The sequence below is a fragment of the Caulobacter sp. 1776 genome (genome assembly GCF_040545685.1).
GTDB lineage: Bacteria > Pseudomonadota > Alphaproteobacteria > Caulobacterales > Caulobacteraceae > Caulobacter.
Genome location: NZ_JBEPMI010000003.1, coordinates 552,075 through 575,414, shown reverse-complemented (window position 1 = coordinate 575,414; position 23,340 = coordinate 552,075). Strand labels below are relative to the sequence as shown.

Below are 23,340 nucleotides of genomic sequence, written 5' to 3'. Positions count from 1 at the left end.
ATATGGCGAGCGTTACTGTAATAATTCTGACCTACGATGAAGAAAAACATATCGCTCGAGCCATAACCTCCTGCCAGAGCTTCGCCGAGAAGATCTTGGTAGTTGACTCATTTTCCAAAGATAAGACGCTGGACATCGCACAATCCCTCGGCGCCGAAACCGTCCAGCACCCTTTCGAGAATCAGGCGCAGCAATTCCAGTGGGCGCTGGACAGCCTACCGATCACCACTGAATGGGTGATGCGCCTCGACGCCGACGAGGTTATCGAAGAAGATCTCGCAGCTGAAATTTCGGAAGAACTTCACCGTTTGCCGCCGGACGTCTCTGGCGTGAACCTGAAGCGAAAGCACGTGTTTCTGGGCCGCTGGGTCCGTCACGGCGGGCGCTACCCCATCACGCTCTTGAGGATTTGGCGAAAAGGCGCCGCACGCGTCGAACAGCGCTGGATGGATGAGCATGTCTTGCTCGAGCACGGACGGCTGGTCACATTCAAAAAGGACTTTGCTGACATCAACTTGGGGGATTTGAGCTATTTCGTCTCCAAGCATAATCAGTACGCCACCCGAGAAGCCGTGGACGTAATCTGCCGGAAAATGTCGCTTATCACGAGCGAAGTCCATGTCAGCCGCGATCGGGTATCATTGAAGGTGGCGATGACCCGCGCCATAAAGGAAAAGATCTATAACAAGATCCCTTTCCAGATAAGCTCAGCACTATACTTCGCTATTCGGTATTTTCCGCAGCTCGGCTTTCTAGACGGCGTGGAAGGGTCGATCTACCACGTTCTGCAGGGCTTCTGGTACCGCTACCTGGTCGGCGCGAAGACGCTGGAGTTCGAGCGAGCTCTCGCGGATCTCGACGGTGCCGATGCTCTCCGCGAACTTGAGCGCCTCAGCGGCCTTCGCCTCACAGAGCGGTAGAGGACGACATGTCTTGAACGAAGCGGTCTATGATATTCCGCTTCTGCCACCGGCTTTCCGCCCTCTTGCGCGCTTCCTTACCCAGATTTGATCGGAGCGCGGCGTCAACCGACAAAGCCTTGATGGCGGAAACCATGTCGGCGGCGTCGCTCGGCCGAACCACGACACCGCAGCCGTCAACCTCGTCTGCAAGCGCGGTGCCTTCATTCGCCATCGCAACGATGGGCCGGCCAGAAGCCAACATTCCCGTTAGCTTTGAAGGTAGCACCAAGTCGGCAGCCTCGGGCCGCTGCGGCAAGAGATGAATATCCGCGGTCGAAAGAAGCTCCGACAGCCGCTCTAGCGGTTGCAGATCGAGGAAGTGGACGTTCGATAGCCCTTTGCAACGCACGAATAGTTCATTGCGAAGGGGCCCGCGGCCACAGAGTATGAGCTTAACGGAGCGCGTTTCCTTTTCGAGAAGCGTCGCAACCTCGGCCAGAACCTCCAGACCCTGCTTCGCCGCCATGTTTCCCGAATAGAGCGCCACGATATCGCTCTCTGCTAGGCCCAACTCCTTGCGGAACGCGGTATTGCTCGAAGGCAGAGGGACGATGGTGTCGATATCGACCCAATTTCGAAGCTCGATAGCCGCGCCCGGCTCCACACCCTTTCGCGATAGCAGCTTGAGCATGTTACCGGAAATGGTCGACACCCTGTCAAACGAACGCAGGATTGCGCGCTCGAGCCCAAGCGCCAATCGCCGAGGCGCAGCCCCCTGTAGCATGCCGAGCTCAAAGGCGGCGTCGACCTCGAAATCCTGGATGTGCAGCCATGTCCTCGCTCCACAGATTTTGGCTGCAAGTAGCGCGACCGGAGCCGATAGCAACGATGGCGCTACAGAAATGACGTGCTGCGGGCGGGAGCGAACAGCCAGCGAAACGCACGGTAGGAAGGACGCCAGTGAGAACGACAGCAAATGGAGCAGCCGGGTTAAACCCGTTGGATTAGGAGGCACAAATATCGGAACCCTATGGACCTCCACGCCATTGAGATCGCTCGTCCACCATCCTTTCCTATACTCGGCAGGAACCTGCCAGGCAGGATAGTAGGGAGGAGCTGTCACGACGCTGACAGAATATCCTCGTCGCACAAGTTCCTCACAGAGCTCCGTCGTATATTTTGAAATCCCAATCAGGTCGGGCGCATAGTTGATGCCCAGGACGAGAATACCATTCGACCGCTTTGCCAACTCTCGCCCTTCGAAACCGCCAATACGCTGAAGTCCTTTATCATGCCAGCCCGCACTTCAAAGGATTTAGTAGCATGCTCCCAGCGCCCTATCGGCAACGCTGTTAAACCAGACAACCGCCTTAGCGGAATGAAACTGCAAGGACAGCATACACGCCCAAAGCTACCTCAGGTGGCATACCTGCAGCACTCACCCAAGCCGAAACTTTAAAGACGTCACCGCCCCCCCTGTCCCACCACCTCAGCGCGTCGTCTTTTTCCTTTATTTCTCGCGGCACTTTAACGCACTACCTGCGCTGTTCTGTCTGCAATAGAACAGCGGTCAATCAAACTCGCCGAGCCATCGCCGCCGCAATATGACCGCAACTCAATTGGAACAAGCGCGCCTTGACGCACCGCCTCTTTTCGCATCCGCGAAAGGACAGCAGGCGACGGCTATCCCGCAGAGCAACTCAGTGCTTGCCACGAAGAGCATCCTGTACGTCTGCAACACCTTCGGGCAACCGGATCACGATCGGTGCACCGCGATTGCTCGTAACGGCGGGCGCGTGCTGGCCATAGACTGGTCGCGCGATGACACCGGTTACATCTGGGAGAAGACGGAAAAAACTTTTGGCTACAGGGAAATTGAGGTCACCAGCAATTCCCTCATTTCAAGAACCACCTCACTGATCAACCTATTTACAATTGCTAACTCCTTTGAATTTGAAACTGCTATTGTATACGGATTCCACAATATAGCGTTCTTTTTTCTCTCCATTTATCTTAGAGCAATCGGGAAGACCGTTATTACGATGTATGATTCTCGCTTTTCTGACTACGCGAGATCTCTAACAAAAGATTTCCTTAAAAGGTATATGTTCTTACCCTACTCGGCATGCCTTGCAGCGTCCGAACAGGCTGCAGAATATGCTCACTACCTCGGCCTGAAACGAATTGAAGTCTACCGCTGCGCAATTGATACACAGCGCATCAGGCAGATTTCTCAGCATTCACGCGACAATACCGACTTTTCAGATCGATATTTTCTTTGCGTTTCTAGGTTCGTCGAGAAGAAAAATCTGGCCTTTATGCTTCGCGCCTATGCGCTGTATGCCGCCCAGTCTGAGACACCGCGCCGTCTTGAGCTGGTGGGCTATGGCGATTTGCGCGACGAAATTGTCCAACAGGTCGGAGCCGACCCCAACCTGGCTTCGCGCGTCACAATACGCGACTACGTGCCAGCCTCCGAACTACCAAACCTGATCGGTGGGGCTATTGGACTCGTGCTTCCCAGCACGACGGATCAATTCGGGATCGTCGTGACCGAGGCTCTTTCCGCCGGCATCCCCGCAATCGTCTCCTCAAACTGTGGAGCGGCGGAAATCGTGGCGCCTTGGGTGAACGGCGTCGTGATAAACCCAAAGAGCCTCGAGGACATTGCCCGAGCCTTTGCGTTTATCGATTGCGATGAGGCGGCCTGGAATCGACTGAGTAAGGAAGCTGAGAAAAGCTCTCAAGCGGGAGACGTCAACATCTTCCTGAGCGCGCTGGATCGCCTCATATCCAAAGGTAAAAGGAGCGCCTAGTTGCGAGCAGGGCCTCCTCGCAGGCGCCGCTGACCCCGACCGTGGCTCGATCAACGGGCTACGGCGCGCCGTAGCCTTGGGCGATCCCACCCAGGGCTATAAGGTCCTTCAGAAGCAGCCGCCGCGATAGCCAAGACCCGGTGTTCAGAAACCAGTCCGACACGCTTGTCACAAAATATTCGGTGTCCAGATCCAGTCGAGCTGCCGGGCACGCTACCGCGCTGCTGCTCGAACCAAACCTTCACCGGCGCGACGCATCCACAGCCGCTGAAGGGAATGGACGAACTCCCGACCGTGACGAAACCTCGTCATCGGCCTCAGCGCCCTAGTAAGCGTTCTCAGCCAACAGCAGGTGCGGCACGGTCATGAGAAGGATCTTAATGTCGCCGCTTAGCGTCCAGCGCTCGATATACTCGTTATCGGCATCAATACGGGCCGCCATAGCCTCGATGGCACCAGTACCGCCGCGCAGTCCCTTAATCTGAGCCAGACCCGTTAGACCTGGGCGCGCGCGGAAACGCAGGTGGTAGTTCGCGATCGCGGCGCCATACTGCTCGTCGTGCGCCAGGGCGTGCGGCCGCGGTCCGACGATCGACATGTCACCCTTCAACACGTTCAAGAGCTGCGGCAGCTCATCGATGCTGGTCTTGCGGATGATACGGCCGATGGAGGTGATGCGGTCGTCGTCGCGTTTAGCCTGGACAACCTTCGCTCCGTTCTCCTGGCACCGCATCGAGCGGAACTTGAAGATCGTAAACGATTGCCCATTCAACCCACCGCGAGACTGCCGGAAGAGCACCGGTCCCGGCGATTCCAATTTGATCAGAACGGCCACGAGAGCAAGGAGCGGCGCGAAGAACAGCAAAGCGCCGCCCGCCACCAGAATATCCATCGCTCGCTTCAGCGGATCTTGAGCGACAGGCGACGCTTTAACGGCGCAGGTTCGCTGTTCCGCTGACGGATTAGATACGATCAGCACGTGGTCCCCACCAGTCTAAGCGCTCGGGTCTTTTGCCCGAAATTTAGAAAGCCTTTACTAAATCAGCGCTTCCCGAACAACCGCTCGCCGCGTTTGTTAACCAACCTTTTTTCGCAGCGTAGCGATTCTTGGGCAATCTAAGGATAGGGTTCGCCGTACCCGCAGGCATTTGCATGCAGATCATGCGCCTTCGATGTCGGCCGCAGATAGACCTCTCACACCGCTTAGCCGTGAAGAACGCATATCAGTGGGAGGTCAAATGGCGAGATCGTTCTTCACGCACCGCTCAACGCCGGTCACAGACAATCGTCGATAGACTTTTTTCATGCGCCCCGATGGATAAAAGGCGGGCGAACTGAGATGTCTCGCACGACGGTTCGCCTCACCCAAATCTAATTCATGGCTAAGATCGCATAGCGAACGAATATCACTATAATCGCGACGCTCAATGCAGCGGCAATGGAGATCCAAATAATCTTCTGAATCTTGGCCTGCTGGCGAAGTTTGGCGCGGGTAGAACTTCTTTTCTGCCGCAACCGTCGCCGACGCACGGGCTCTTCCGTCATTAGATCCAAATACCCCATTTACGCTACGCGTCGGTAGCCCGCCCAATTGAACAAAACACGACGAATTGCTCTCCGCTAGTAGCTAGCGGCTTCGCAGCCCTTCGTCAGCGTCCAAAGCTGAATTTGCACACGACCTCTAGATCGAAAGCATCGCTGATAGCGGCGATCGCCAATCGGAGCGAGGAAACTCAAGCCTCAGGCGAGACGTGGGTAGATCGGCGGGCGTTTGCCGCCCCGGTCAGCTCATGCAAGGGTAAGCGACGCAATAGGGTTGGTCGTCGTGCTCCATACTCGCTATGAGCGCCGCGTGCTTTGCCGCGTCGCTCTTCTGTTGGTCCTAGCAGGCGCAGCAAGCTGTTCGCCGAATACGGACTCTGAGCAAACGGGATCGAACTCTCCGGACGCGATTGCGGCGCCATATGGCAACCCGGGCGAAATGGCGTTGCTAGGCACCGCGCACAAAAAATTACCGGCAAACGCCGTGTTCAGCGACGAGCTGATCAGTGACGCCAGCGGCGAAAAGCGTGTCTGCGGCCAGTTTTCTTTGGGGCAACATTCAGAAAAATACATCTTCTCTCTCGACCACGGTATTCACCAAGACCCGGATACCGAAACATGGCAACACAGCTGCGCGAACGGATGGAAACCAGGCAGCGGCTACTGATTGACCGCGCCTTCGCTTCTCGCGTGCGGCGTTTTCTTCGCTTTAGATAATCAAGCAGGAACTCGAGCATCGCCTAAGGGTCGTCAGAAGACCCCGCGCCTGATCGCCGTTCCGGGGGCATGATCGCGAGCATGATCATCGCCAACCCGAGCGCGCCCCCCCGATGAAAAGGCCGTCCAAGGCGACGCCCGAGCGCGCTTGCGCAAGGTCAACGTCAGGCCAGCAAACTCGCGCGCCGGCCGTAGGTCAGATAGACGACCAGGCCGACCGCATTCCACCCCAGGAAGCGCAGCAGCGTCCCCATGGGCAGGCTGGCCATGAAGTAGAGGCAGCCGATCACCGCCAGCGGCGCGACGATCCAGGCGGCCGGGCAACGGAAGAGGCGCGGCAGGTCGGGCCGGCGGACGCGCAGCACCATCAGGCAGACCGCCACGCAGATGAAGGCCAGCAAGGTGCCGGCGTTGGACAGCTCGGCGATCTGGTCAAGCGGCAGAAAGCCGCCCACCACCGCCACCACCGCCCCGGTGATCAGGGTCAGGGTGAGCGGGCCTCCGCTCTTGGCGTGCAGCCGTCCCAGGCCGCGCGGCAGCAGGCCGTCGCGCGCCATGACGAAGAACACCCGGGTCTGGCCGAACATCATCACGAGAATGACGCTGGGCAGGGCGACGATCGCGGCGGCGGCGATGCCGAAGGCGGCGGCCGGATGGCCAAGGCCCCGCAGGATGAAGGCCAGGGGCTCGCCCGAGCGGGAGAACTCGGCATAGGGCCAGGCTCCGACCGCGCAGGCGGCCACCACCATGTAGATGAGGGTGCAGATCACCATTGAACCGATGATGCCGATGGTCAGGTCGCGCTTGGGATTCTTGACCTCCTCGGCCGAGGTCGACACCGCGTCGAAGCCGAAAAAGGCGAAGAACACGATGGCGGCGGCCGCCATCACGCCGCGCGGATGGCCGCCCTCGGTATGGGCCGCGAAGCCGTAGGGCATGAACGGCGTGAAGTTCTGGCCCTTGATCGCCGTGAAGGTCAGACCGACGAAGACCGCCAGAGCGACGATCTTGATCACCACCAGGAAGATGTTCAGCGTGGCGCTCTCACGCGCGCCCTTGGCCAGCAAGGCCGTGACCGCCACGGTGATCAGCACGGCGGGCAGGTTGATGATCCCGCCCGCATGCGGTCCCGCCAGGATTTCAGGCGGCAGATTGATCCCGACGCTCCTGAGCAGGCCCACCATGTAGCCCGACCACCCGACCGCCACGGCCGCGCAGGTCACGGCGTATTCGAGCACGAGGCTCCAGCCGACGATCCAGGCTAGCCCCTCGCCCAGCACCGAATAGGCGTAGGTGTAGGCGCTGCCGGCCGCCGGGATCAGGGTCGCCACCTCGGCATAGGCCAGGGCCGCGAAGACACACAGGACCCCGCAGGCGGCGAAGGCCAGGATCACCGCCGGGCCCGCGCGCTCGGCGCCGATGCCGGTCAGGGTGTAGATCCCCGTGCCGATGATCGCCCCGATGCCCAGGGCCAGCAGGTGCGGCCAGGACAGGGTCGGTTTCAGCCGGCGGTCGGCCTCCACCGCCACGATCGCGTCGAGCGCCTTGCGGCGAGTCCAGAAACTCATGTGATTTCCCCCAGAACGGATGTGGCGGCCAGCGGTCAGGCCTTGCCGAACGGCGCGTCGATCGAGGGCGAAGGCTCTGTAAACCAGGCCGCGCCGTCGTCGGTGACATGGAAATGATCCTCGAGCCGAACGCCGAAGCGGTCGGGCAGCACGATCATCGGCTCGTTGGAAAAACACATGCCAGACGCCAGGGGCGTGCGATCGCCGCGCACCAGATAGGGCCCCTCGTGGATCGACAGGCCGATGCCGTGACCCGTCCGATGCGGCAGGCCCGGCAAGGCGTAGTCGGGACCGAGGCCATGGCGTTCCAGCACCTGACGGGCGGTCTGATCGATGACCTCGCACGGCACGCCGGGCCGCACGGCGGCGAAGGCGGCCGCCTGGGCCTCGTGCTCGATATCCCAGATCCGGCGATGCTCGTCGTCCGGCTCGCCGAACACATAGGTGCGGGTGATGTCGGCGTTGTAGCCCTCGACTTGGCAGCCGGTGTCGATCAGCACCAGGTCGCCCTCCTCCAGGGTCTGGTCTCCGGGCAGGCCGTGCGGATAGGCCGTGGCCAGGCCGAACTGCACCGCGCAGAAGGTCGAGCCGCCGTCGGCGCCCGCCGCGCGATGGGCTGTGTCGATGAACCGCTTGACCGCGCTGGCGGTGATCCCGGGCGTCAGCATCGCGGCGGCCCGGCGGTGGACGTCCAGGGTGATGGCCTTGGCGTAGCGCATCAAGGCCAGCTCGGCCTCCGACTTCACGCCCCGGCACCCGTCGATCACCGGCATCGCGTCCACCGCCCTCAGGGCGGGCGCGGCCTTGCCCAGAGCGCTGAACAGCGAGAACGGCGCGGCCGGATCCAAGGCCAGCGTCGCCGCGCCGGTCTCGGACAGGGCGCGCCCCACCAGGGCGGCGGGGTCCTCGTGCTCCTGCCACAGGCGGATGTCGGCCTCGATCTTAAGGTCGGCCCGCAGCGAGCCCAGCTCGAAGCCCGGGCAGATCATGATCGGCCGCCCCTTGCGGGGCAGCAGCAGGGCCACCAGGCGCTCGGTCGCGCCCCACGGCACGCCGGTGAAGTAACGCAGGCTGGCGCCCGCGCCGACCAGCAGCGCCTCGGCTCCCTGGACCGCGGTCAGCGTCCGCGCGCGCTCCAGCCTCGCCTCATATTCGGCGCCTGTAATGGCCGGCGGACGCCCGGGTCGGGGCGATAGTCCCGCCAATTGCAGCTCCGCCGTCGAACCACCGACACCCAGGGTCATGCGTCGCTCCTCGTCTTCGGCCGACGCTCGAACCGGGCCAGGTCGAACGGCGCCAGATCGACCGCCGGCGGACCACCGCCCACCAGGGCCGCGACCAGCTCGCCGGTCGTCGCCGCCAGGGTCAGGCCCAGATGCTGGTGCCCGAAGGCGTAGTAAAGATTGTTGACCCGCCGGCTGACGCCGATGGCCGGAAGATAGTCGGGCAAGGTGGGCCGGGCGCCCATCCATTCGGCGACGGGGCCCTCCAGGCGCACGCCCAGCTCGGAAAGGTGTCGCCGCAGGCGGGCCCACTTGCGCGGATCGGGCGGCGCGTCCTCGCGGCCGAACTCGACGAAGCTGGCGGCCCGCAGGCGGGCGCCGAAGCGGGTCAGGATCAGCGACCGGTCCTCGAACACCACCGGCGGCAGGTCGCCCCAATGGTCGGCGCCGCCCTCGAGATGATAACCGCGCTCGGCGATCACCGGGGCGACGTGACCCAGGTCTCGCATCAAGGCGCCGGAGCCGACCCCGCCGGTGACCAGCACCCGCTCGGGCGCCAGACGCTGGCCGTCGCTCAGCTCGGCCACGACATGCCCGTCGACGTTCGACAGTCGCCGGACCTGGCCGACCCGCCGCTGGCCGCCGGCCGCCTCGAAGGCCTCGTCCAGCAGCCGCAGCATCAGGGCCGGATCGCTGATCTGGCCGGTGTTCTGAAAGGCCAGGCCGCCCGCGATCGCCGGGCGAACCAGTTGCTCCAGTCGGGCCTTGATGGGCTCGGCCAGCGGCGCCAGCCGAGCCTGGCCGATGTCAGCGGCCTCCCAGGCGGCGCGCCCCGCGCGGGCGCTGGCGGCGCTCTCCCAGACCACGAGGTGACCCTGCTCGATCAGGAGGTCGGGGCGGCCCAGGGTCTTTGCCAGGCGCCGCCAGCCCGGCAAGGCGTCCCGCAGCAATCCGCCCAGCGCCGTCCGCCCTCGCGCCGCGCCGTCAGGCGTCGACGCGGCGACGAAGCGCGCCGCCCAAGGCCCGAAGGCGCCGATGTCGGAGAGCCGAAAATCCAGGGCCCCTCCCAGGGCGAACAGACGCCGAAACGCCGAGGCCAGGACAGCCGGCGAGGCCAGCGGCGCGACCTGCTCGGTGGCGATGTGGCCGGCGTTTCCGTACGAGGCCGGGCGCGGCGCGCCCCGCGGGTCGACCAGCGTCACGGACTCTCCGGCGCGCTGCAGGGACAGAGCGCTGGCCTTGCCGACCACACCGCCCCCGACCACCAAGGTCCCCGCCATTCTGTCCACCCAGGCTTTACCTCCGCATCGCATTTCGTATACAGTAGACGAAACAGTCGGAGGTGCAAGCCGTATGAGTTCCATGAATTGGTCGGGTGTTTTCCCGGCCGCCACGACCCAGTTCAACCCAGATCTGTCCATCGATTTCGACGCCAGCCAACAGGTGCTGGACGCTTTGATCCGGGATGGCGTGCACGGCCTCGTGGTGCTGGGCACCTGCGGCGAGAACAACTCCCTGGAGGCCGACGAGAAGCGCAAGCTGCTCAAGGCGGCCGTCGAGGTAGTGGCCGGCCGCGTGCCGATCATCGTCGGTGTCTCGGAGCTGACCACCACCCGCGCCGCGGCCTTCGCCAAGGACGCCGAGGCCCTGGGCGCCGACGCCCTGATGGCCCTGCCGGCCATGGTCTACGTCCCGACCGAGGCCGAGCTGGAAACCCACTTCCGCACGATCGCCCGGGCGTCCCGCCTGCCGATCATGCTCTACAACAACCCGCCGGCCTATCGCGCGGCCATCACCCTCGAGGTGCTGGCCCGCCTGGCCGACGAACCGACCATCGTGGCGGTCAAGGAAAGCGCGCCCGACACGCGGCGCTTCACGGACCTGACCCGCGCGTTCGGTGAGCGCTTCATCCTGATGGCCGGCCTCGACGATGTCGCGCTGGAAGGTCTGCTGCTGGGCGCCCGGGGCTGGGTCTCGGGCCTGACCAGCGCCTTCCCGCAGGAATCGGTGGCCCTGGTCGCGGCCGTCGATCGCGGCGACCTGGAAGAGGCGCGTCGCATCTATCGCTGGTTCATGCCGCTTCTGCATCTGGACGCCGAGCACGACCTGGTCCAGTCGATCAAGCTGGCCGAGACGATCATGGGTCGCGGAACCGAATATGTGCGCCTGCCGCGCCTGCCTCTGGCCGGCGCTCGCCGCGCCGAGGTCGTCGCCATGGTCGAGGAAGCCGCCGCCACCCGGCCGCTGCCGACCTCGGCGGCCGCGGCGTAAAGAGCATCAGAGGAAGTCCATGCGTCACACGTTCTTCTGCGTCGATGGCCACACCGCCGGTAATCCCGTGCGCCTGGTGGCCGGCGGCGCGCCGCTTCTCCGTGGCGACACGATGAGCGCGCGACGCCAGGACTTCCTCGCCCGCTTCGACTGGATCCGCACCGGCCTGATGTTCGAGCCGCGCGGCCACGACATGATGTCGGGCGGCTTCCTCTATCCGCCGACACAAGCCGACTGCGACGCCGGCATCCTGTTCATCGAGACCAGCGGCTGCCTGCCGATGTGCGGCCACGGCACGATCGGCATCGTCACCTTCGCCCTGGAGAACGGGCTGGTCACCCCACGCGAGCCGGGCAAGCTGCGGCTGGAAGTGCCGGCCGGCGTCATCGACATCGCCTACCAGACCTCGGGCGACCGGGTCACCGCCGTGAAGATCCGCAACGTTCCGGCCTATCTGGCCAAGGAAGGGATCGCGATCGACGTGCCGGGCTTCGGGCCGCTGAACGTCGACGTCTCGTATGGCGGCAACTTCTACGCCATCATCGAGCCGCAAGGCGCCTATGCCGGCATCGACGCCCTCGGCGCGGCCGAGATCCTGCGCCTCAGCCCGATCATCCGCGCCCTGGTGCGCGAAGCGTACGAGCCGGTCCACCCGCTGGATCCGACCATCCGAGGCGTGAGCCACGTGCTGTGGGCCGATGCGCCCCGGGCTCCGGACGCGGACGGGCGCAACGCGGTGTTCTACGGCGACCGCGCCATCGACCGAAGCCCTTGCGGCACCGGCACCTCGGCCCGACTGGCCCACCTCGCGGCCAAGGGCAAGCTCCAGGTCGGCGACGCCTTCGTCCACGAGAGCATCATCGGAAGCCGCTTCATCGGCCGCGTCGAGGCCAAGACCGAACTGGCCGGGCAAGAGGCGATCATCCCTTCGATCGAAGGTTCGGCGATCGCCACGGGCCACAACATCCTCTGGATCGACCGCGCGGATACATTCTGGGCGGGCTTCCAGGTGATCTAGACTCCCGACGCCCGGTGGGTGACGGTATACGATAACGCCTTCCCAGATCGCCACGCGGCCCACTCGCCCGTCGACGCCCCGGGACGCCCGCCAAAGAGACCTATCCCGCGCCCATGAATATCGTTGTCCGCTCTCTGTCCGACCAGACCTATGAGGTTGTCCGCCGCCGCATCCTGGTCGGCGCGATGCAGCCTGGAACGGCCGTACGGCAAGACATCATCGCGGCCGAGCTGGGCGTCAGCAAGATTCCCCTGCGCGAAGCGCTCGGCCGGCTTGAGCAGGACGGCCTGCTGCAGTCCTACCCCAATCGCGGCTACGTCGTCCGCGACCTCTCCACCGACGAGGCCAGCGAGGTCTTCGCCCTGCGCCTCAAGCTCGAACCCAGCGCGGTGGCCGAGGCTTGCCGACGGGCGACCGCCAAGGACCACGCCGCCGCCACGGCCGCGCTGGAAGCGCTGGAGGCCGAGCTCGCCAAGCCCGACGGCGACCATGTCAGCTTCAACCGCGCCTTCCACATGGCCCTGGTGCGTCCCGGCGGGCACATCACCTTCCAGCTCATGGAACGACTGCAGATCCTGGCCGAGCGCTATGTGCGGGTGCATCTGGAGCCCAACGGTCGCGACGAGCGCGCCAGCCGCGAGCATCGCGAGATCCTGGACGCCTGGATCCAGGGCAAGGCCAAGGTGGTGGAGGCGCTGACCGCCAACCACATCCGCGGCACCCTGGCGGACCTGAAGCAGCAGCTGGCGGGCTAATCCGCTTCTGACAGCGTCTAGCTACCCAAATCCGTTCACCCCCGCGAAAGCGGGGACCCAAGCGGCATTTCCCATTCTCACCGTCATTCCCGCCCTTGTGGCGGGAACCCCTGGTCCAGCTGACACGTGAGACGCAAGCGGATCGCCAGCGATCCGCCCCACCCGCACTTGCGGCCGATAAAGGGGTTCCCGCCACAAGGGCGGGAATGACGAGATGTGTTTTTAGCTCGGCTTGGGTCCCCGCTTTCGCGGGGATGAGCTGGGTTTTGGGATTCTAGGCCCAGGCCCTACCGCCCCCGCGCCTTCAGCAACACCGCGCCCTGCGGCGGCACGACGAAGCTCGTCGTCGACGCCGACAGATCAGCGCCGGCCCATACGTCCCGCACGCCCTCCAGCGAGGCAAGGCCCGCGTCGGCCGCCGACACGGCGATCGTCGCGGGGGCGTCGCCGCGGTTGAACAAGGCCAGGGCCACGGACCCGTCGGCCAGCGGCTTCTTCCACACCTCGGTCGCGCCCTCGCGCCGCGCCGCCCGGCCCTGGACGCCCAGGGCGTCCTGGTCGACGGCGATCACCTCGCGGTTGGTCAGCAGCTTCAGCACCTCGGGACGGGTCTGGCGCAGGTCGTGACCCATCATCAGCGGCGCGGCCGACATGGCCCACAGGGTCATGTGGGTGACATAGGCGTCGTGGCTCATGCCGCCATTGCCGATCTCCAGCATGTCCGGGTCGTTCCAGCCGCCGGGCCCGGCGTGCTCGGGCTTGCCGTTCTTGTCGAAGCCGATCCTGGCCATGGTCGGATAGTCGTCGGTGATGTCGCCGGTCGTGCGCCACAGATGGCCGCCGACCTCGCGCCCCCAGGCGCCGACCTCGAAGCGGCCGTATTCGCACAGCGAATAGACGATCGGTCGCCCGGTCGCCCGCAGCGCCGCGCCCATTTCGTAATAGGCGCGCTGGACCTTGTCGGCGTCGTCGTAAAACCACTCGCCCGAGCAAAGGTCGTACTTCAGATAGTCGACGCCCCAGGCGGCGAAGGTCCTGGCGTCCTGTCGGACGTGTCCATAGCTGCCCTCGTAGCCGGCGCAGGTCCTGGGGCCCGGCGCGCTGTAGACGCCCAGCTTCAGGCCGCGCGCGTGGACATAGTCGGCCAGGGCCTTCATGTCCGGGAACTTGGCGTTCGGACGCAATGCGCCGTCGGGCCCGCGCGCGCCCTGCCAGCCGTCGTCGATATTGACGTAGACATAGCCGGCGTCCCGCAAACCGGTGGCGACCAGGGCATCGGCCATGGCTCGGACGGTCTTGTCGTCGATAGTCTCGGCGAACTTGTTCCAGCTGCTCCAGCCCATCGGCGGTGTCCGCGCCTGGCCGTCGGGGGCCAGGGTCCCCAGCGGCGGCAGGCTCGCGGGCTTGAAGGTCCGGGCCTTGGCGTCCCTGGCCGTTCCGCGCCGGCCGGTCTGCTCGGCGTGCGCGTACCAGATGTCGCCGACCAGCTTCAGGTCCTTGCCGTCCAGCGCCGCCGTCCATTGGCGGGTGGCGTGGGCCTTGTCGTTCAGATTGCGCAGCTCGAAGGTCGCCTTGCCGTCCTTCACGACGAGATTGCGCATCTCCATCGCCCCGTACCAGGCCGTGGTCACCACGCCCCTGGACTTGCCGCCCTGGCCGGTGAGCTGGACCATGGTGACGCCCGGATAGGACGGGGCCTTGTCGAACAGCCAGACGCCGTCCAGCGGCGTCGCGGCCTGGACCTGGCCAGCCGCCATGACCATGGTCCCCAGGCAAAGCATCATCAGGCCGCGCAGCATGGCGTGTCTCCGTTCGGGTGTCAGGGTTTGGCGTCGCAGGGCGGCGCGGCGGGGCCCGCGGCGCGGAAGGGCTGGGCCGTCGGGGCCAAAACCTCCCACTCCTGCACGGCCACGCCGGCGCCGGCGGTCTCCAGCACCACGCGGACGCAGCGGGTCGTCACCGGCGCGAAGCTGGCGGACTGGAAGGCGTCGAGACCCGTGCCGAAGCCCTCGGGATCGCGCACCCGCCTCCAGCCGCCGCTCCAGTATTCCATGCGCCAGGCTCTAGGCGGGGCGACGCCCGCGGTCGCCCCGGCCGGCTGGTCGGCCCAGAACCGAATGCGCGCGCCGTCCAGGGTCACCGGCGTGTCGAAACGGTACTCCAGCCACGGACTGGCCGAGCCGGGCTCGGCGGCCCACATGTCCGGCGGCAAGGGCGCGGGCCGGACGATCCCGTCGTTCAGCGCCTTGATCCAATAGCGGACCGGGATCGGAACGTTCGAGGCCGTGGCGGTCGCCCGGCCAGCGATATTGCGGCTGGGCGCGGGCGGCGGCGTGGGCCGGCGGGTCGGCTTCACCGGCAGGATGGCCGGCGGGCTGACGCGGTCGTCAAAGGCCATCCGGTCGATCGCCACGCTGCGCCGGAAGTGGCCGCCTCCGACCGCGTCGGCGGTGTGATAGGCCAGCCACCACCGCCCCTTGAACGCGACCGCGCCCGGATGGGAGGTGGTCGAGGACACGGGCCCCAGGATCACGCCGCGATAGGTCCAGGGCCCCAGCGGCGAGGTCGCCGCGCCATAGGCGATGCAGGCGTGATAGAGCGTCGGCGTGCAGTCCGGTCCGACCGTGTTGCCGGCGTAGAGCAGGTAGTAGACGCCCTTGCGCTTCATCAGCCAAGGGGCCTCGAAGAAGCCGTCCAGGCCGGTGATGGTCTGTTCCGATCCCTTGGGCGTGACCATGTCGGCGGCCAATTCCATGCCGCGCAGCCGCCCGAAGGTGCCCCAGTAGATGTAGACCCGGCCGTCGTCGTCGATCAGCACGGTCGGATCGATGTTCTGGATCGTGTTGGGCTCCGGCGCGGTCTGCGAGATGATGGGTCCGGCGGGATGGGCGTCGATCCAGGGCCCTGTCGGCGCATCGGCCACCGCCACGCCGATGGCGAACCGATCCTTGCTCTGGTCGGCCTTCTGCAGGACGGGCGCGTACAGATAGAACCGCCCGTCGCGTCCCATGACGATCTGGCCGGCATAGGCGCGTCCGGGCTCGGCCCAGGCGAAGACCGCCTCGGGCCGGGCGATGCTCGGATAGTGCGTCCAGTCGCCGGACGCGGGATCCTTGGTCGACAGCGCCTGCCATTCGTTCATCACGAAGTCGTCGATGTCCGGCGCGGCCTCGTCGCGGCCGGCCAGGATCCACAGGGTGTCGCCCACGACCACCGGCGCGGGGTCGGTCGAGTAAGAACGGCCGTCCGCCAGGATCGGATTGCCCGGCGCGTGGACGGCGACGGGCGGGGCCTCACTCCACATCGGGATAGGGACCCTTGCCGCCGTCGGCGATCAGCTGGTCGACGCGGGCGTCGATCACCGGCAACGGCACCGAGCCCAGCTCCAGCACCGCGTCGTGAAAGGCGCGGACGTTGAACTTCGCGCCCAGCGCCTTCTCGGCCCGATGGCGGGCGTCCACGAAGGCCAGCATGCCCATGTAGTAGGAGAGGGCTTGGCCCGGCCAGGCGATGTAGCGATCGACCTCGGTCTGGATCTCGTGGTCGGCCATGGCGGTGTTGTCGTGCAGGTATTTCTGGGCCTGCTCGCGGGTCCAGCCCTGGGTGTGGAGGCCGGTGTCGACGACGAGGCGCGCGGCCCGCCACATCTGGTAGCTGAGCATGCCGAACCGGTCGTAGGGCGTGTCGTACAGGCCCATGTCCTCGCCCAGCGCCTCGCTGTACAGCGCCCAGCCCTCGCCATAGGCCGACAGGTAGGTGTCGCGGCGATAGGCCGGCAGGCCCTTGTTCTCGGCCGCCAGCGGCATCTGGAAGGCGTGGCCGGGCGCGCTCTCGTGCAGGGTCAGGGCCATCTGCGAATACAGCGGGCGGGACGGCAGGTTGTAAGTGTTGACCAGGTAGATCCCCGGCCCGCCGCGCCCGCCGGTGTAGAACGGCGCGATCTCGTCGGGCACCGGGCGGATGGCGAAGCGGCTGCGCGGCAGGCGGCCGAACCACTGCGAGGCCACGCCGTCGAAGCGCTTGGCGTTCCACGCCGCCCGGTCCAGCAGGTCCTGCGGGGTCTTGGCGTAGAAGCGCGGATCGGTGCGCAGATAGGTCAGGAAGGCCGGCAGGTCGCCCTCGAACTTGACCGCCTTCATCACCTCCAGCATCCGCGCACGGATCTTGGCCACTTCCGAGAGGCCGATCTCGTGGATCTGCTCGGGCGTTAGGTCGGTGGTGGTGAATTCGCGGACCTTGGAGCGGTAGTAGGCCTGGCCGTCGGGCATGGCGTAGGCCGACAGTTCGCGCCGGGCGCCGGGGATGTATTCGTCGCGCAGGAAGGTCCGCAGGCGGGCGTGGGCCGGGACCACCGCCTGGGTGATCGCCTCGGCGGCCTCGCGGCGCAGGGCGGCCTGGGTCTCGACGGGGATCACGGTCGGCATGGTCTTGAACGGCGCGTAGAACGGCGAGGCCTGCGGCGTCGGCGCCTCGGCGACCAGGGCCACGCCGGCGTCACGGCCCTGTAGGGTGATCTGGGGCGGGGTAAAGCCGCGCTTCAGGCCGGCCCGCATGTTGTCGATCTGCTGGTCATAGTAGCGCGGCATGTCGCGCAGCATGGCGATGTAGGCGCGGTAGTCCTGCTCAGTCAGCAGGCTGTCGCGGGCCGACTCCGCGACGTCACCCCAGAAGCTGCTGTCGGCGTTCAGCGGCTTTTCGTATTCGCGGTAGCGCTGCTCGGCCAGCAGGGCGTCGATCTGGCCCTTGTAGACGGCGTAGTTGACCTGGTTGACCTTCGACAGCTTGGCGACCGGGATCTCGGCCAGTTGCTTCGACACCTGGGTCCAACGGGCCAGGCGCTCGGCCTGGACCTTGGGCCCGACGTCGGGAAGCTTGAAGCGTTCGGACTTGGGGCCGTCCTCGCTGGGTCCCATCTGCGCCTTGCGCCAGGCGTATTCGCCGTCGGCGAGGACGGTGAAGCGCTGGTCGGCCGAAACCGCGGCCAGCACCGGCGTCGCCGACAACGTCGCCGCCACGCAGACCACGGCCGTGTCGAAGAGTCCGTTGCGACGCATGGCTAGTCCTTCCGTTCGAGCGGCTTGAGGATGTCGCGGCGCGGGGCCGCCTCGTCGCGCGAAAGCCGGACGGCCTCCGCATCCGGCGCGGCGCTCACGCGACCGGCTTGGTCGCGGGTTGCGCCGTGAACAGCCGCACGCCGAACACCGGCCCGGCCGTGTTGCGCTCGGGCGGGGCGAACCGCACCCGGACCTTGGTCTTGCCCTGGGTCAGGACCTCCGGCACCGGATATTCGACGTCGAAGAACTTGCCCGGATGGTCGGCCTCGAGCTGCTGGGTGGCGACCTTCACCCCGTCCACCAGGATGTCGAACCGCCGCTTGCGCTCCTCGCCCCAATAGGTGGCCTGCAGGATCAGCGGCCCGGGGCGGACCTTCATGTCGAATTCGAAGAAGCCGCCCGAGCGGGCGTCGCGGCCGTTGCGGTTGCGATAGGCCACCGGATACGAGATCTCGGAGGTCAGGTTGTGGTCGCGCTCGGGCTGCATCTCGCCCAGGTGCATGACGTCGACCGACCGCGCGCTGATGTCCTTCAGTCGCGCCTGCTCGGCCAGGAACGCGGCCTCCTCGGTCTTCCAGGCGTCCTCGGTGAACCGGCGGAAATAGACGGCGCTGCGGCGCTCATACTGGCTGTAGAACGGGACGAAGGTCAGGTCCGTCGGGCGCATGACCCCGCGCGCGACATAGGTCGCCTTCTCCGCGGCCACGCGCTGGAAGCGGTCCAGCAAGCTCTCGCCGACCATGGCCGGGTCGACGCCCTGCCACGGCGCGCTGACCGGCCCCAGGTCGGCGGCCAGCACCATCGGGCCGCGCAGCACCGCGACGGTGCTCTCGTCGCCCGGCGCGGACTCCAGGCGCAGGTCCAGCGGCAGGCTGATCGCGACGACGTCGCCGGCCTTCCAGGCGCGCTCGACCAGGGCGTAGCCGCCGGTGAGCGTGGGCGCGAAGGCCTGGCCGTTGACGCTGACCTTGACGCCCTGGCCGGCCCAGGTCGGAACCCGCAGGGCCACGACGAACCGTCCGGGCTTGGTCAGGCTGGTCAGGGTCAGGCGCGACTCCGGCTCGTACGGATAGCGGGTCTCCAGCTTCAGGCCCGCGCCCCGCGCTTTCCACCGCGCCTGGGCTGGGATGTAGAGGTTGACCAGCAAGGCCCCCTCGCCTTCCCAGAAGATCGACTCGCCGTGCTTGGCGTGAACCTCCATTCCGGTGCCGACACAGCACCAGAACGGATCGTCGGCGGGGTTGGAGAACTCGCGCGGCGCGCCGGTCAGCAGCGGCGTCATATAGGTGAAGCCGCCGGTCTTCGGGTTCTGCGCCGCCATCACGTGATTCAGGTGAGCGCGCTCGTAGTAGTCGAACAGCGCGCCATCCGGTTTCCAGCCATACAGCCGCCGGGTCAGCTTGAGCATGTTGTAGGTGTTGCAGTGCTCGCAGGTCTGCTCGCTGATGTGGGCGGCGATGGTGTCGGGGCCCGAGAAGTACTCGCGGTCGGCGTTGCCGCCGATGACATAGCTGTGGCGCTGGGTGACCGTGCGCCAGAAGAACCGCGCGGCGTCGGCGTCCTGCGGCTTGCCGGTAAGCTCGTGGAGGCGCGCCAGACCAATCAGCTTGGGCACCTGGGTGTTGGCGTGGATATTGGCCAGCTCGTCGCGCTGGGCGACCAGGGGATCCAGCACCTTGCGGTCGTAGATCCGCTCGGCCACCGCCAGCCAGCGCTTGTCGCCGGTGCGGGCGTAGAGCTCGGCGTAGCTCTCGTTCAGCCCACCGTACTCGCAGCCCAGCAGGGTCTGCATCTGGGCGTCGTCCAGGGCGGCGAACACGCGCTCGAAATAGCCGGCCAAGCCGATGGCGACCTGCAGCGCCTGCGGGTTGCCCCACGCCTGATGGACGTCCAACAGGCCCGCGAAGACCTTGTGCACCGTATAGAGCGGCGACCACGCGCCATTGAGGTCGAAGCCGCCCGAGCGGATGTCGCCCTTCATCACCTCGGCGAAAATCTCCTCGCCGTCGACGACCTTGCCGTCCTTGCGCTTGCGCTGCAGCGCGCCGACATAGCCCGTGCCGCGCTTGGCCTGGGCGCGAGCCAGCTCCGAGACGATGTAGTCGGCGCGACGGCGGCATTCGACGTCGCCGGTCTGTTCGTACATCACCACGAGCGCCGACAGGTAGTGGCCCAAGGTGTGGCCGGCGATGGTGTCGCCTTCCCAGCCGCCATAGATCTCGCCCTTGGCCGGTAGGCCGGCGAAGACCATGAAATTGTGCAGCAGGCGGTCGGGACTGAGCTGCAGCAGATAGGTCCGGTTGGCCTCGACGGCGGTCGCGTAGGGCGACGGCAGGAGGCGCACCGACGACAGCGGCAGGGGCTTGGCCTTGGTCGGCAGACCGCCGCGCGGGGCCGCCAAGGCCGCCATGGGACCGGCGGCGAAGGCCGCGGCGGTGAGCATCAGGTCCCGACGAGTCGCCATGGCATTACCCCTACTTGATATTGTATACGATCTTAGGGTGGCGGTCTTGAGGCGTCAATCTCAACCGTGACGGGACCCCACCTGCCTCGAGCGCGAGCGGAAACTCCATAATCTTATATCGTATAATTTCCTTGACGCCACGAAGCCTAACGGCTGTGCTGTCGTGACACTTTTTCGACGCCGCGCTCCGACGAGGACCAGATGACGAAGCTTCGCCCGCTGGCCCTGACGGCCCTGCTGCTGGCCACGACGCCGTTGGCCCTGAACCTGGCCACGCCCGCGCGGGCCGAAACGCCGGCCGCCGCGCCCGCTAAGCCCGCCTACCCGCCGATCGCCAAGACCGCCTATCGCACCGCCCAGTTCCAGCTGGACCTGCGGACCGACACCCAGACCCTGGCGCGGCTGTCGCCGATCGGCGAGCCAGCCTTCGACTTCACGCCGGGCGGACGCGAGGCCGAGCGGGCCGGCGACGGCTACGTCCATGTCGGCGACATCCACCTGCGGGTCCGCGCGCCCGGCGGGGCGTGGCGGGACTTCAGTTCGGCGCGCCAGCGCCGGCCGATCCGTCCCCTGCCCGCCGGCGGCGCGGTGCTGGCGGCGGCCGACATCACTGGCTCGCTGGGTCCGGACTCACCACTGCGGGTCGAGCGGCGCTGGGTGTCGGAGCGCGGGAGCCTCGCGCTGCGTTTCGTACTGACCAACACCTCGAAGGCGCCCGTCGAGGTCGGCGGCCTGGGCCTGCCGATGGTGTTCGACAACATCATCACCGACCGCTCGCTGGAGGAGGCCCACGCCCAGGCCAGCTTCGTCGACCCCTATATCGGCCGCGACGCCGGCTACCTGCAGGTGACCCGCCTGAACGGCAAGGGCCCCGCCCTGCTGGTCCTGCCCGAGAAAGCCACGCCGCTCGAGGCCTATCGCCCCATCCAGCAAGCGGGGAGCGCCGGCGCCAAGCCCGGCGACATCTTCACCGACCGTGGCAAGCGCGCCCAGACGTCCGAGGGTTTCTACGACTGGACGATCGCGTCCAAGGCCTTCGCCGAGCAGGACTGGAAGGACGCGGGCCAGCCCTGGAACCCACCGACGAGCTTCACCCTGGCGCCCGGCGCCAGCCGCGTGATCGGCGTGCGCCTGGCCACCTCGCCCTCGATCCGGGCGATCGAGGACACGCTGGCCGCCCAAGGCCGTCCGGTCGCCATCGGCGTCCCGGGCTATGTCGCGCCGACCGACCAGACACTGTCGCTGTTCCTGAAGTCGCCCAAGCCGGTGGCCAGGATCGAAAGCCTGCCAGCCGGCGCCCTGACCGCCACGCCGGTCAAGACCGCGGCGGGCTGGGCCCGCTATGCCATCCGCGCGTCGGGCTGGGGCCGGGCGACGCTGTCGATCACCTATGCCGATGGCCAGGTTCAGGCGATCCCGTACTTCATCACCAAGCCGCTGGACCAGGTGATGGCCGACCTTGGCCGGTTCTCGACAACCAGGCAGTGGTTCGACGACCCGGCCGACCCGTTCAAGCGCGGGCCCAGCATCATGACCTACGACCGCCAGGCCGACCGGATCGTCACCCAGGACAACCGGGTCTGGATCGCCGGCCTCAGCGACGAGGGCGGCGCGGGGAGCTGGGTGGCGGCCTTCAGCAAGCAGCTGGACAATCCCGACGCCGTCGAGGTGGCCAAACTGGAGCGCATGGTCGACGAGACCATCGTCGGGCGCCTGCAGGTCGCCGATGGAGAACACGCCGGCGCGGTGCGCAAGAGCCTGTTCTACTACGACCCCGCCGCCCTGCCGTCCTACTACGACCCCAAGCTGGACTGGAAAACCTGGGCTTCGTGGCCGAAGAAGGACTCCGAGGACCTGGGGCGGTCCTACAACTACCCTCACGTGGCCATCGCCCACTGGGTGCTCTACCGCCTGGCCCGCAACCACGAGGGCCTGGTCAGGAGCCACGACTGGCGCTGGCACCTCGACCACGCACAAATGACCATCGTCGCGATGATGCGCGACGCCCCCTACTACGCCGAATTCGGCCAGATGGAGGGCGACGTCTTCGTCGATATCCTCAAGGACCTGCGCCGCGAGGGCATGACCGCCCAGGCGAACGAGGTCGAGGCGCTGATGAAGAAGCGCGCCGACCACTGGAAGACCCTGCCCTATCCGTTCGGCAGCGAGATGGCCTGGGACTCCACGGGCCAGGCCGAGGTCTATGCCTGGATGCGCTTCTTCGGCCACCAGCCCCAGGCCGACGAGACCCGCGAGGTGATCCTGGCCTATGATCCGACGATCCCCAGCTGGGGCTACAACGGCAACGCCCGCCGGTACTGGGATTTCCTGTACGGCGGCAAGGTTCCGCGCATCGAGCGGCAGATCCACCACTATGGCTCGACCCTGAACGCCGTGCCCCTGTTCGACGCCTATCGCGCCAACCCGGCCGACTTCCACCTGCTGCGCGTGGCCTATGGCGGGCTGATGGGCGGGATCACCAATATCGACCAGGAGGGCTTCTCGTCGGCCGCCTTCCACTCGGCCCCGGACATGATGGCCTGGGACGCCTACAGCGGCGACTACGGCATGGGCTTCTTCGGCCACGCCTATGCGGCGGCGACCTATCTCGTGGACCATCCGACCTTCGGTTGGCTGGGCTTTGGCGGCGACGTCACCCAGAAGGCCGGCGTCGTGCGGATCGAACCCAAGGACGGCGCCCGTTCGCGCCTGTTCGTGGCCCCGACCGGCGCCTGGCTGACCCTGGAGGCGGGCAAGATCGACGCCGCCGAGTATCGGGCGTCCACGGGTGAGCTGACCCTGACCCTGGCCGCGAAGGACGCGACGACGGCGACCGCGCGGCTGATCGTCGAGGCCGCCACGCCGGGCAAGCGCCCCTACCGTCCCGCCGGCGCGGCCCTGGAGCGCGGAGCCTACGCCCTGCCCCTGGCCGACACGCCGACCACCGTCGTCCTGAAGCTGAACTGAGCGGGTTTTCCCGCGCCGCCGTCGTCCCGCGAACCTTTAAGGC

Annotated in this window: 16 protein-coding genes; 7 read left to right on the top strand and 9 right to left on the bottom strand. The window is 66.2% G+C overall.

Going from position 1 to position 23,340, the window contains the following annotated elements; all coding sequences use genetic code 11:
• Positions 1-2 precede the first annotated feature (2 nt).
• Entirely contained in the window at positions 3-920 is a 918-nt protein-coding gene (locus ABIC66_RS11230) for a glycosyltransferase family 2 protein (RefSeq protein WP_354070269.1), read from the top strand.
• On the opposite strand, the gene ABIC66_RS11225 is transcribed toward ABIC66_RS11230, so the two are convergent.
• Complete coding sequence (locus ABIC66_RS11225; protein WP_354070267.1) at positions 907-2,151, bottom strand: WcaI family glycosyltransferase; 1,245 nt, start codon at positions 2,149-2,151, stop codon at positions 907-909. The two genes, ABIC66_RS11230 and ABIC66_RS11225, sit on opposite strands and share 14 nt — an antisense overlap.
• A 355-nt stretch (positions 2,152-2,506) precedes the next feature.
• Between ABIC66_RS11225 and ABIC66_RS11220 the strand changes: the two genes are divergently transcribed.
• Positions 2,507-3,718 carry a glycosyltransferase gene (locus ABIC66_RS11220; protein ID WP_354070265.1) on the top strand — a complete coding sequence of 404 codons (1,212 nt, stop codon included), beginning with the start codon at positions 2,507-2,509 and terminating at the stop codon, positions 3,716-3,718.
• Between the two features lie 325 nt (positions 3,719-4,043).
• On the opposite strand, the gene ABIC66_RS11215 is transcribed toward ABIC66_RS11220, so the two are convergent.
• Positions 4,044-4,697 (bottom strand): exopolysaccharide biosynthesis polyprenyl glycosylphosphotransferase, encoded by a 654-nt coding sequence (locus ABIC66_RS11215; RefSeq protein ID WP_354070263.1) that lies wholly within the window; start codon positions 4,695-4,697, stop codon positions 4,044-4,046.
• 837 nt (positions 4,698-5,534) lie between these two features.
• Here ABIC66_RS11215 and ABIC66_RS11210 point away from each other — a divergent pair.
• Positions 5,535-5,927: a hypothetical protein gene (locus tag ABIC66_RS11210; protein ID WP_354070261.1), complete on the top strand. Its 393-nt coding sequence runs from the start codon at positions 5,535-5,537 to the stop codon at positions 5,925-5,927.
• Positions 5,928-6,141: 214 nt separating this feature from the next.
• Here ABIC66_RS11210 and ABIC66_RS11205 read toward each other — a convergent pair whose 3' ends face one another.
• From ABIC66_RS11205 to ABIC66_RS11195, 3 genes are read right to left on the bottom strand one after another with little or no spacing between them, the layout of a single operon-like run.
• Positions 6,142-7,545: an amino acid permease gene (locus tag ABIC66_RS11205; protein ID WP_354070259.1), complete on the bottom strand. Its 1,404-nt coding sequence runs from the start codon at positions 7,543-7,545 to the stop codon at positions 6,142-6,144.
• A gap of 35 nt (positions 7,546-7,580) precedes the next feature.
• Positions 7,581-8,789, bottom strand: a complete 1,209-nt coding sequence (locus ABIC66_RS11200; protein ID WP_354070257.1) for a M24 family metallopeptidase — start codon at positions 8,787-8,789, stop codon at positions 7,581-7,583.
• Complete coding sequence (locus ABIC66_RS11195; protein ID WP_354070255.1) at positions 8,786-10,048, bottom strand: NAD(P)/FAD-dependent oxidoreductase; 1,263 nt, start codon at positions 10,046-10,048, stop codon at positions 8,786-8,788. Before ABIC66_RS11195 ends, ABIC66_RS11200 begins: the two co-directional genes overlap by 4 nt.
• 73 nt (positions 10,049-10,121) lie before the next feature.
• Here ABIC66_RS11195 and ABIC66_RS11190 point away from each other — a divergent pair, with 73 nt between their 5' ends.
• From ABIC66_RS11190 to ABIC66_RS11180, 3 genes are all read left to right on the top strand, one after another.
• Entirely contained in the window at positions 10,122-11,039 is a 918-nt protein-coding gene (locus ABIC66_RS11190) for a dihydrodipicolinate synthase family protein (protein WP_354070253.1), read from the top strand.
• Positions 11,040-11,058: 19 nt separating this feature from the next.
• Positions 11,059-12,057: a 4-hydroxyproline epimerase gene (locus ABIC66_RS11185; RefSeq protein WP_354070251.1), complete on the top strand. Its 999-nt coding sequence runs from the start codon at positions 11,059-11,061 to the stop codon at positions 12,055-12,057.
• Between the two features lie 113 nt (positions 12,058-12,170).
• Positions 12,171-12,812: a GntR family transcriptional regulator gene (locus ABIC66_RS11180; protein WP_354070249.1), complete on the top strand. Its 642-nt coding sequence runs from the start codon at positions 12,171-12,173 to the stop codon at positions 12,810-12,812.
• A 287-nt stretch (positions 12,813-13,099) separates the two neighbouring features.
• On the opposite strand, the gene ABIC66_RS11175 is transcribed toward ABIC66_RS11180, so the two are convergent.
• From ABIC66_RS11175 to ABIC66_RS11160, 4 genes are all read right to left on the bottom strand, one after another.
• Positions 13,100-14,611 (bottom strand): glycoside hydrolase family 27 protein, encoded by a 1,512-nt coding sequence (locus tag ABIC66_RS11175; protein ID WP_354070248.1) that lies wholly within the window; start codon positions 14,609-14,611, stop codon positions 13,100-13,102.
• A 20-nt stretch (positions 14,612-14,631) separates the two neighbouring features.
• Positions 14,632-16,116 carry a family 43 glycosylhydrolase gene (locus ABIC66_RS11170; RefSeq protein WP_354070246.1) on the bottom strand — a complete coding sequence of 495 codons (1,485 nt, stop codon included), beginning with the start codon at positions 16,114-16,116 and terminating at the stop codon, positions 14,632-14,634.
• Positions 16,106-17,866 carry a DUF885 domain-containing protein gene (locus ABIC66_RS11165; RefSeq protein WP_354070244.1) on the bottom strand — a complete coding sequence of 587 codons (1,761 nt, stop codon included), beginning with the start codon at positions 17,864-17,866 and terminating at the stop codon, positions 16,106-16,108. Before ABIC66_RS11165 ends, ABIC66_RS11170 begins: the two co-directional genes overlap by 11 nt.
• 94 nt (positions 17,867-17,960) lie before the next feature.
• The gene (locus ABIC66_RS11160; RefSeq protein WP_354070242.1) at positions 17,961-20,330 is read right to left on the bottom strand and encodes a beta-L-arabinofuranosidase domain-containing protein; all 2,370 of its coding nucleotides are present in this window, start codon (positions 20,328-20,330) and stop codon (positions 17,961-17,963) included.
• Positions 20,331-20,531: 201 nt separating this feature from the next.
• Here ABIC66_RS11160 and ABIC66_RS11155 point away from each other — a divergent pair, with 201 nt between their 5' ends.
• A complete protein-coding gene (locus ABIC66_RS11155; RefSeq protein ID WP_354070240.1) occupies positions 20,532-23,297 on the top strand; it encodes a DUF5695 domain-containing protein in 2,766 nt (921 codons plus the stop codon).
• Positions 23,298-23,340 lie beyond the last annotated feature (43 nt).

What these genes read in the sequence shown, in the direction of transcription:
- ABIC66_RS11230 (WP_354070269.1), top strand. Translation starts at nt 3, where the DNA reads ATGGCGAGCGTTACTGTAATAATTCTGACCTACGATGAAGAAAAACAT.
- ABIC66_RS11220 (WP_354070265.1), top strand. Translation starts at nt 2,507, where the DNA reads ATGACCGCAACTCAATTGGAACAAGCGCGCCTTGACGCACCGCCTCTT.
- ABIC66_RS11205 (WP_354070259.1), bottom strand. Translation starts at nt 7,545, where the DNA reads ATGAGTTTCTGGACTCGCCGCAAGGCGCTCGACGCGATCGTGGCGGTG.
- ABIC66_RS11200 (WP_354070257.1), bottom strand. Translation starts at nt 8,789, where the DNA reads ATGACCCTGGGTGTCGGTGGTTCGACGGCGGAGCTGCAATTGGCGGGA.
- ABIC66_RS11195 (WP_354070255.1), bottom strand. Translation starts at nt 10,048, where the DNA reads ATGGCGGGGACCTTGGTGGTCGGGGGCGGTGTGGTCGGCAAGGCCAGC.
- ABIC66_RS11190 (WP_354070253.1), top strand. Translation starts at nt 10,122, where the DNA reads ATGAGTTCCATGAATTGGTCGGGTGTTTTCCCGGCCGCCACGACCCAG.
- ABIC66_RS11185 (WP_354070251.1), top strand. Translation starts at nt 11,059, where the DNA reads ATGCGTCACACGTTCTTCTGCGTCGATGGCCACACCGCCGGTAATCCC.
- ABIC66_RS11180 (WP_354070249.1), top strand. Translation starts at nt 12,171, where the DNA reads ATGAATATCGTTGTCCGCTCTCTGTCCGACCAGACCTATGAGGTTGTC.
- ABIC66_RS11175 (WP_354070248.1), bottom strand. Translation starts at nt 14,611, where the DNA reads ATGCTGCGCGGCCTGATGATGCTTTGCCTGGGGACCATGGTCATGGCG.
- ABIC66_RS11170 (WP_354070246.1), bottom strand. Translation starts at nt 16,116, where the DNA reads ATGTGGAGTGAGGCCCCGCCCGTCGCCGTCCACGCGCCGGGCAATCCG.
- ABIC66_RS11165 (WP_354070244.1), bottom strand. Translation starts at nt 17,866, where the DNA reads ATGCGTCGCAACGGACTCTTCGACACGGCCGTGGTCTGCGTGGCGGCG.
- ABIC66_RS11160 (WP_354070242.1), bottom strand. Translation starts at nt 20,330, where the DNA reads ATGGCGACTCGTCGGGACCTGATGCTCACCGCCGCGGCCTTCGCCGCC.
- ABIC66_RS11155 (WP_354070240.1), top strand. Translation starts at nt 20,532, where the DNA reads ATGACGAAGCTTCGCCCGCTGGCCCTGACGGCCCTGCTGCTGGCCACG.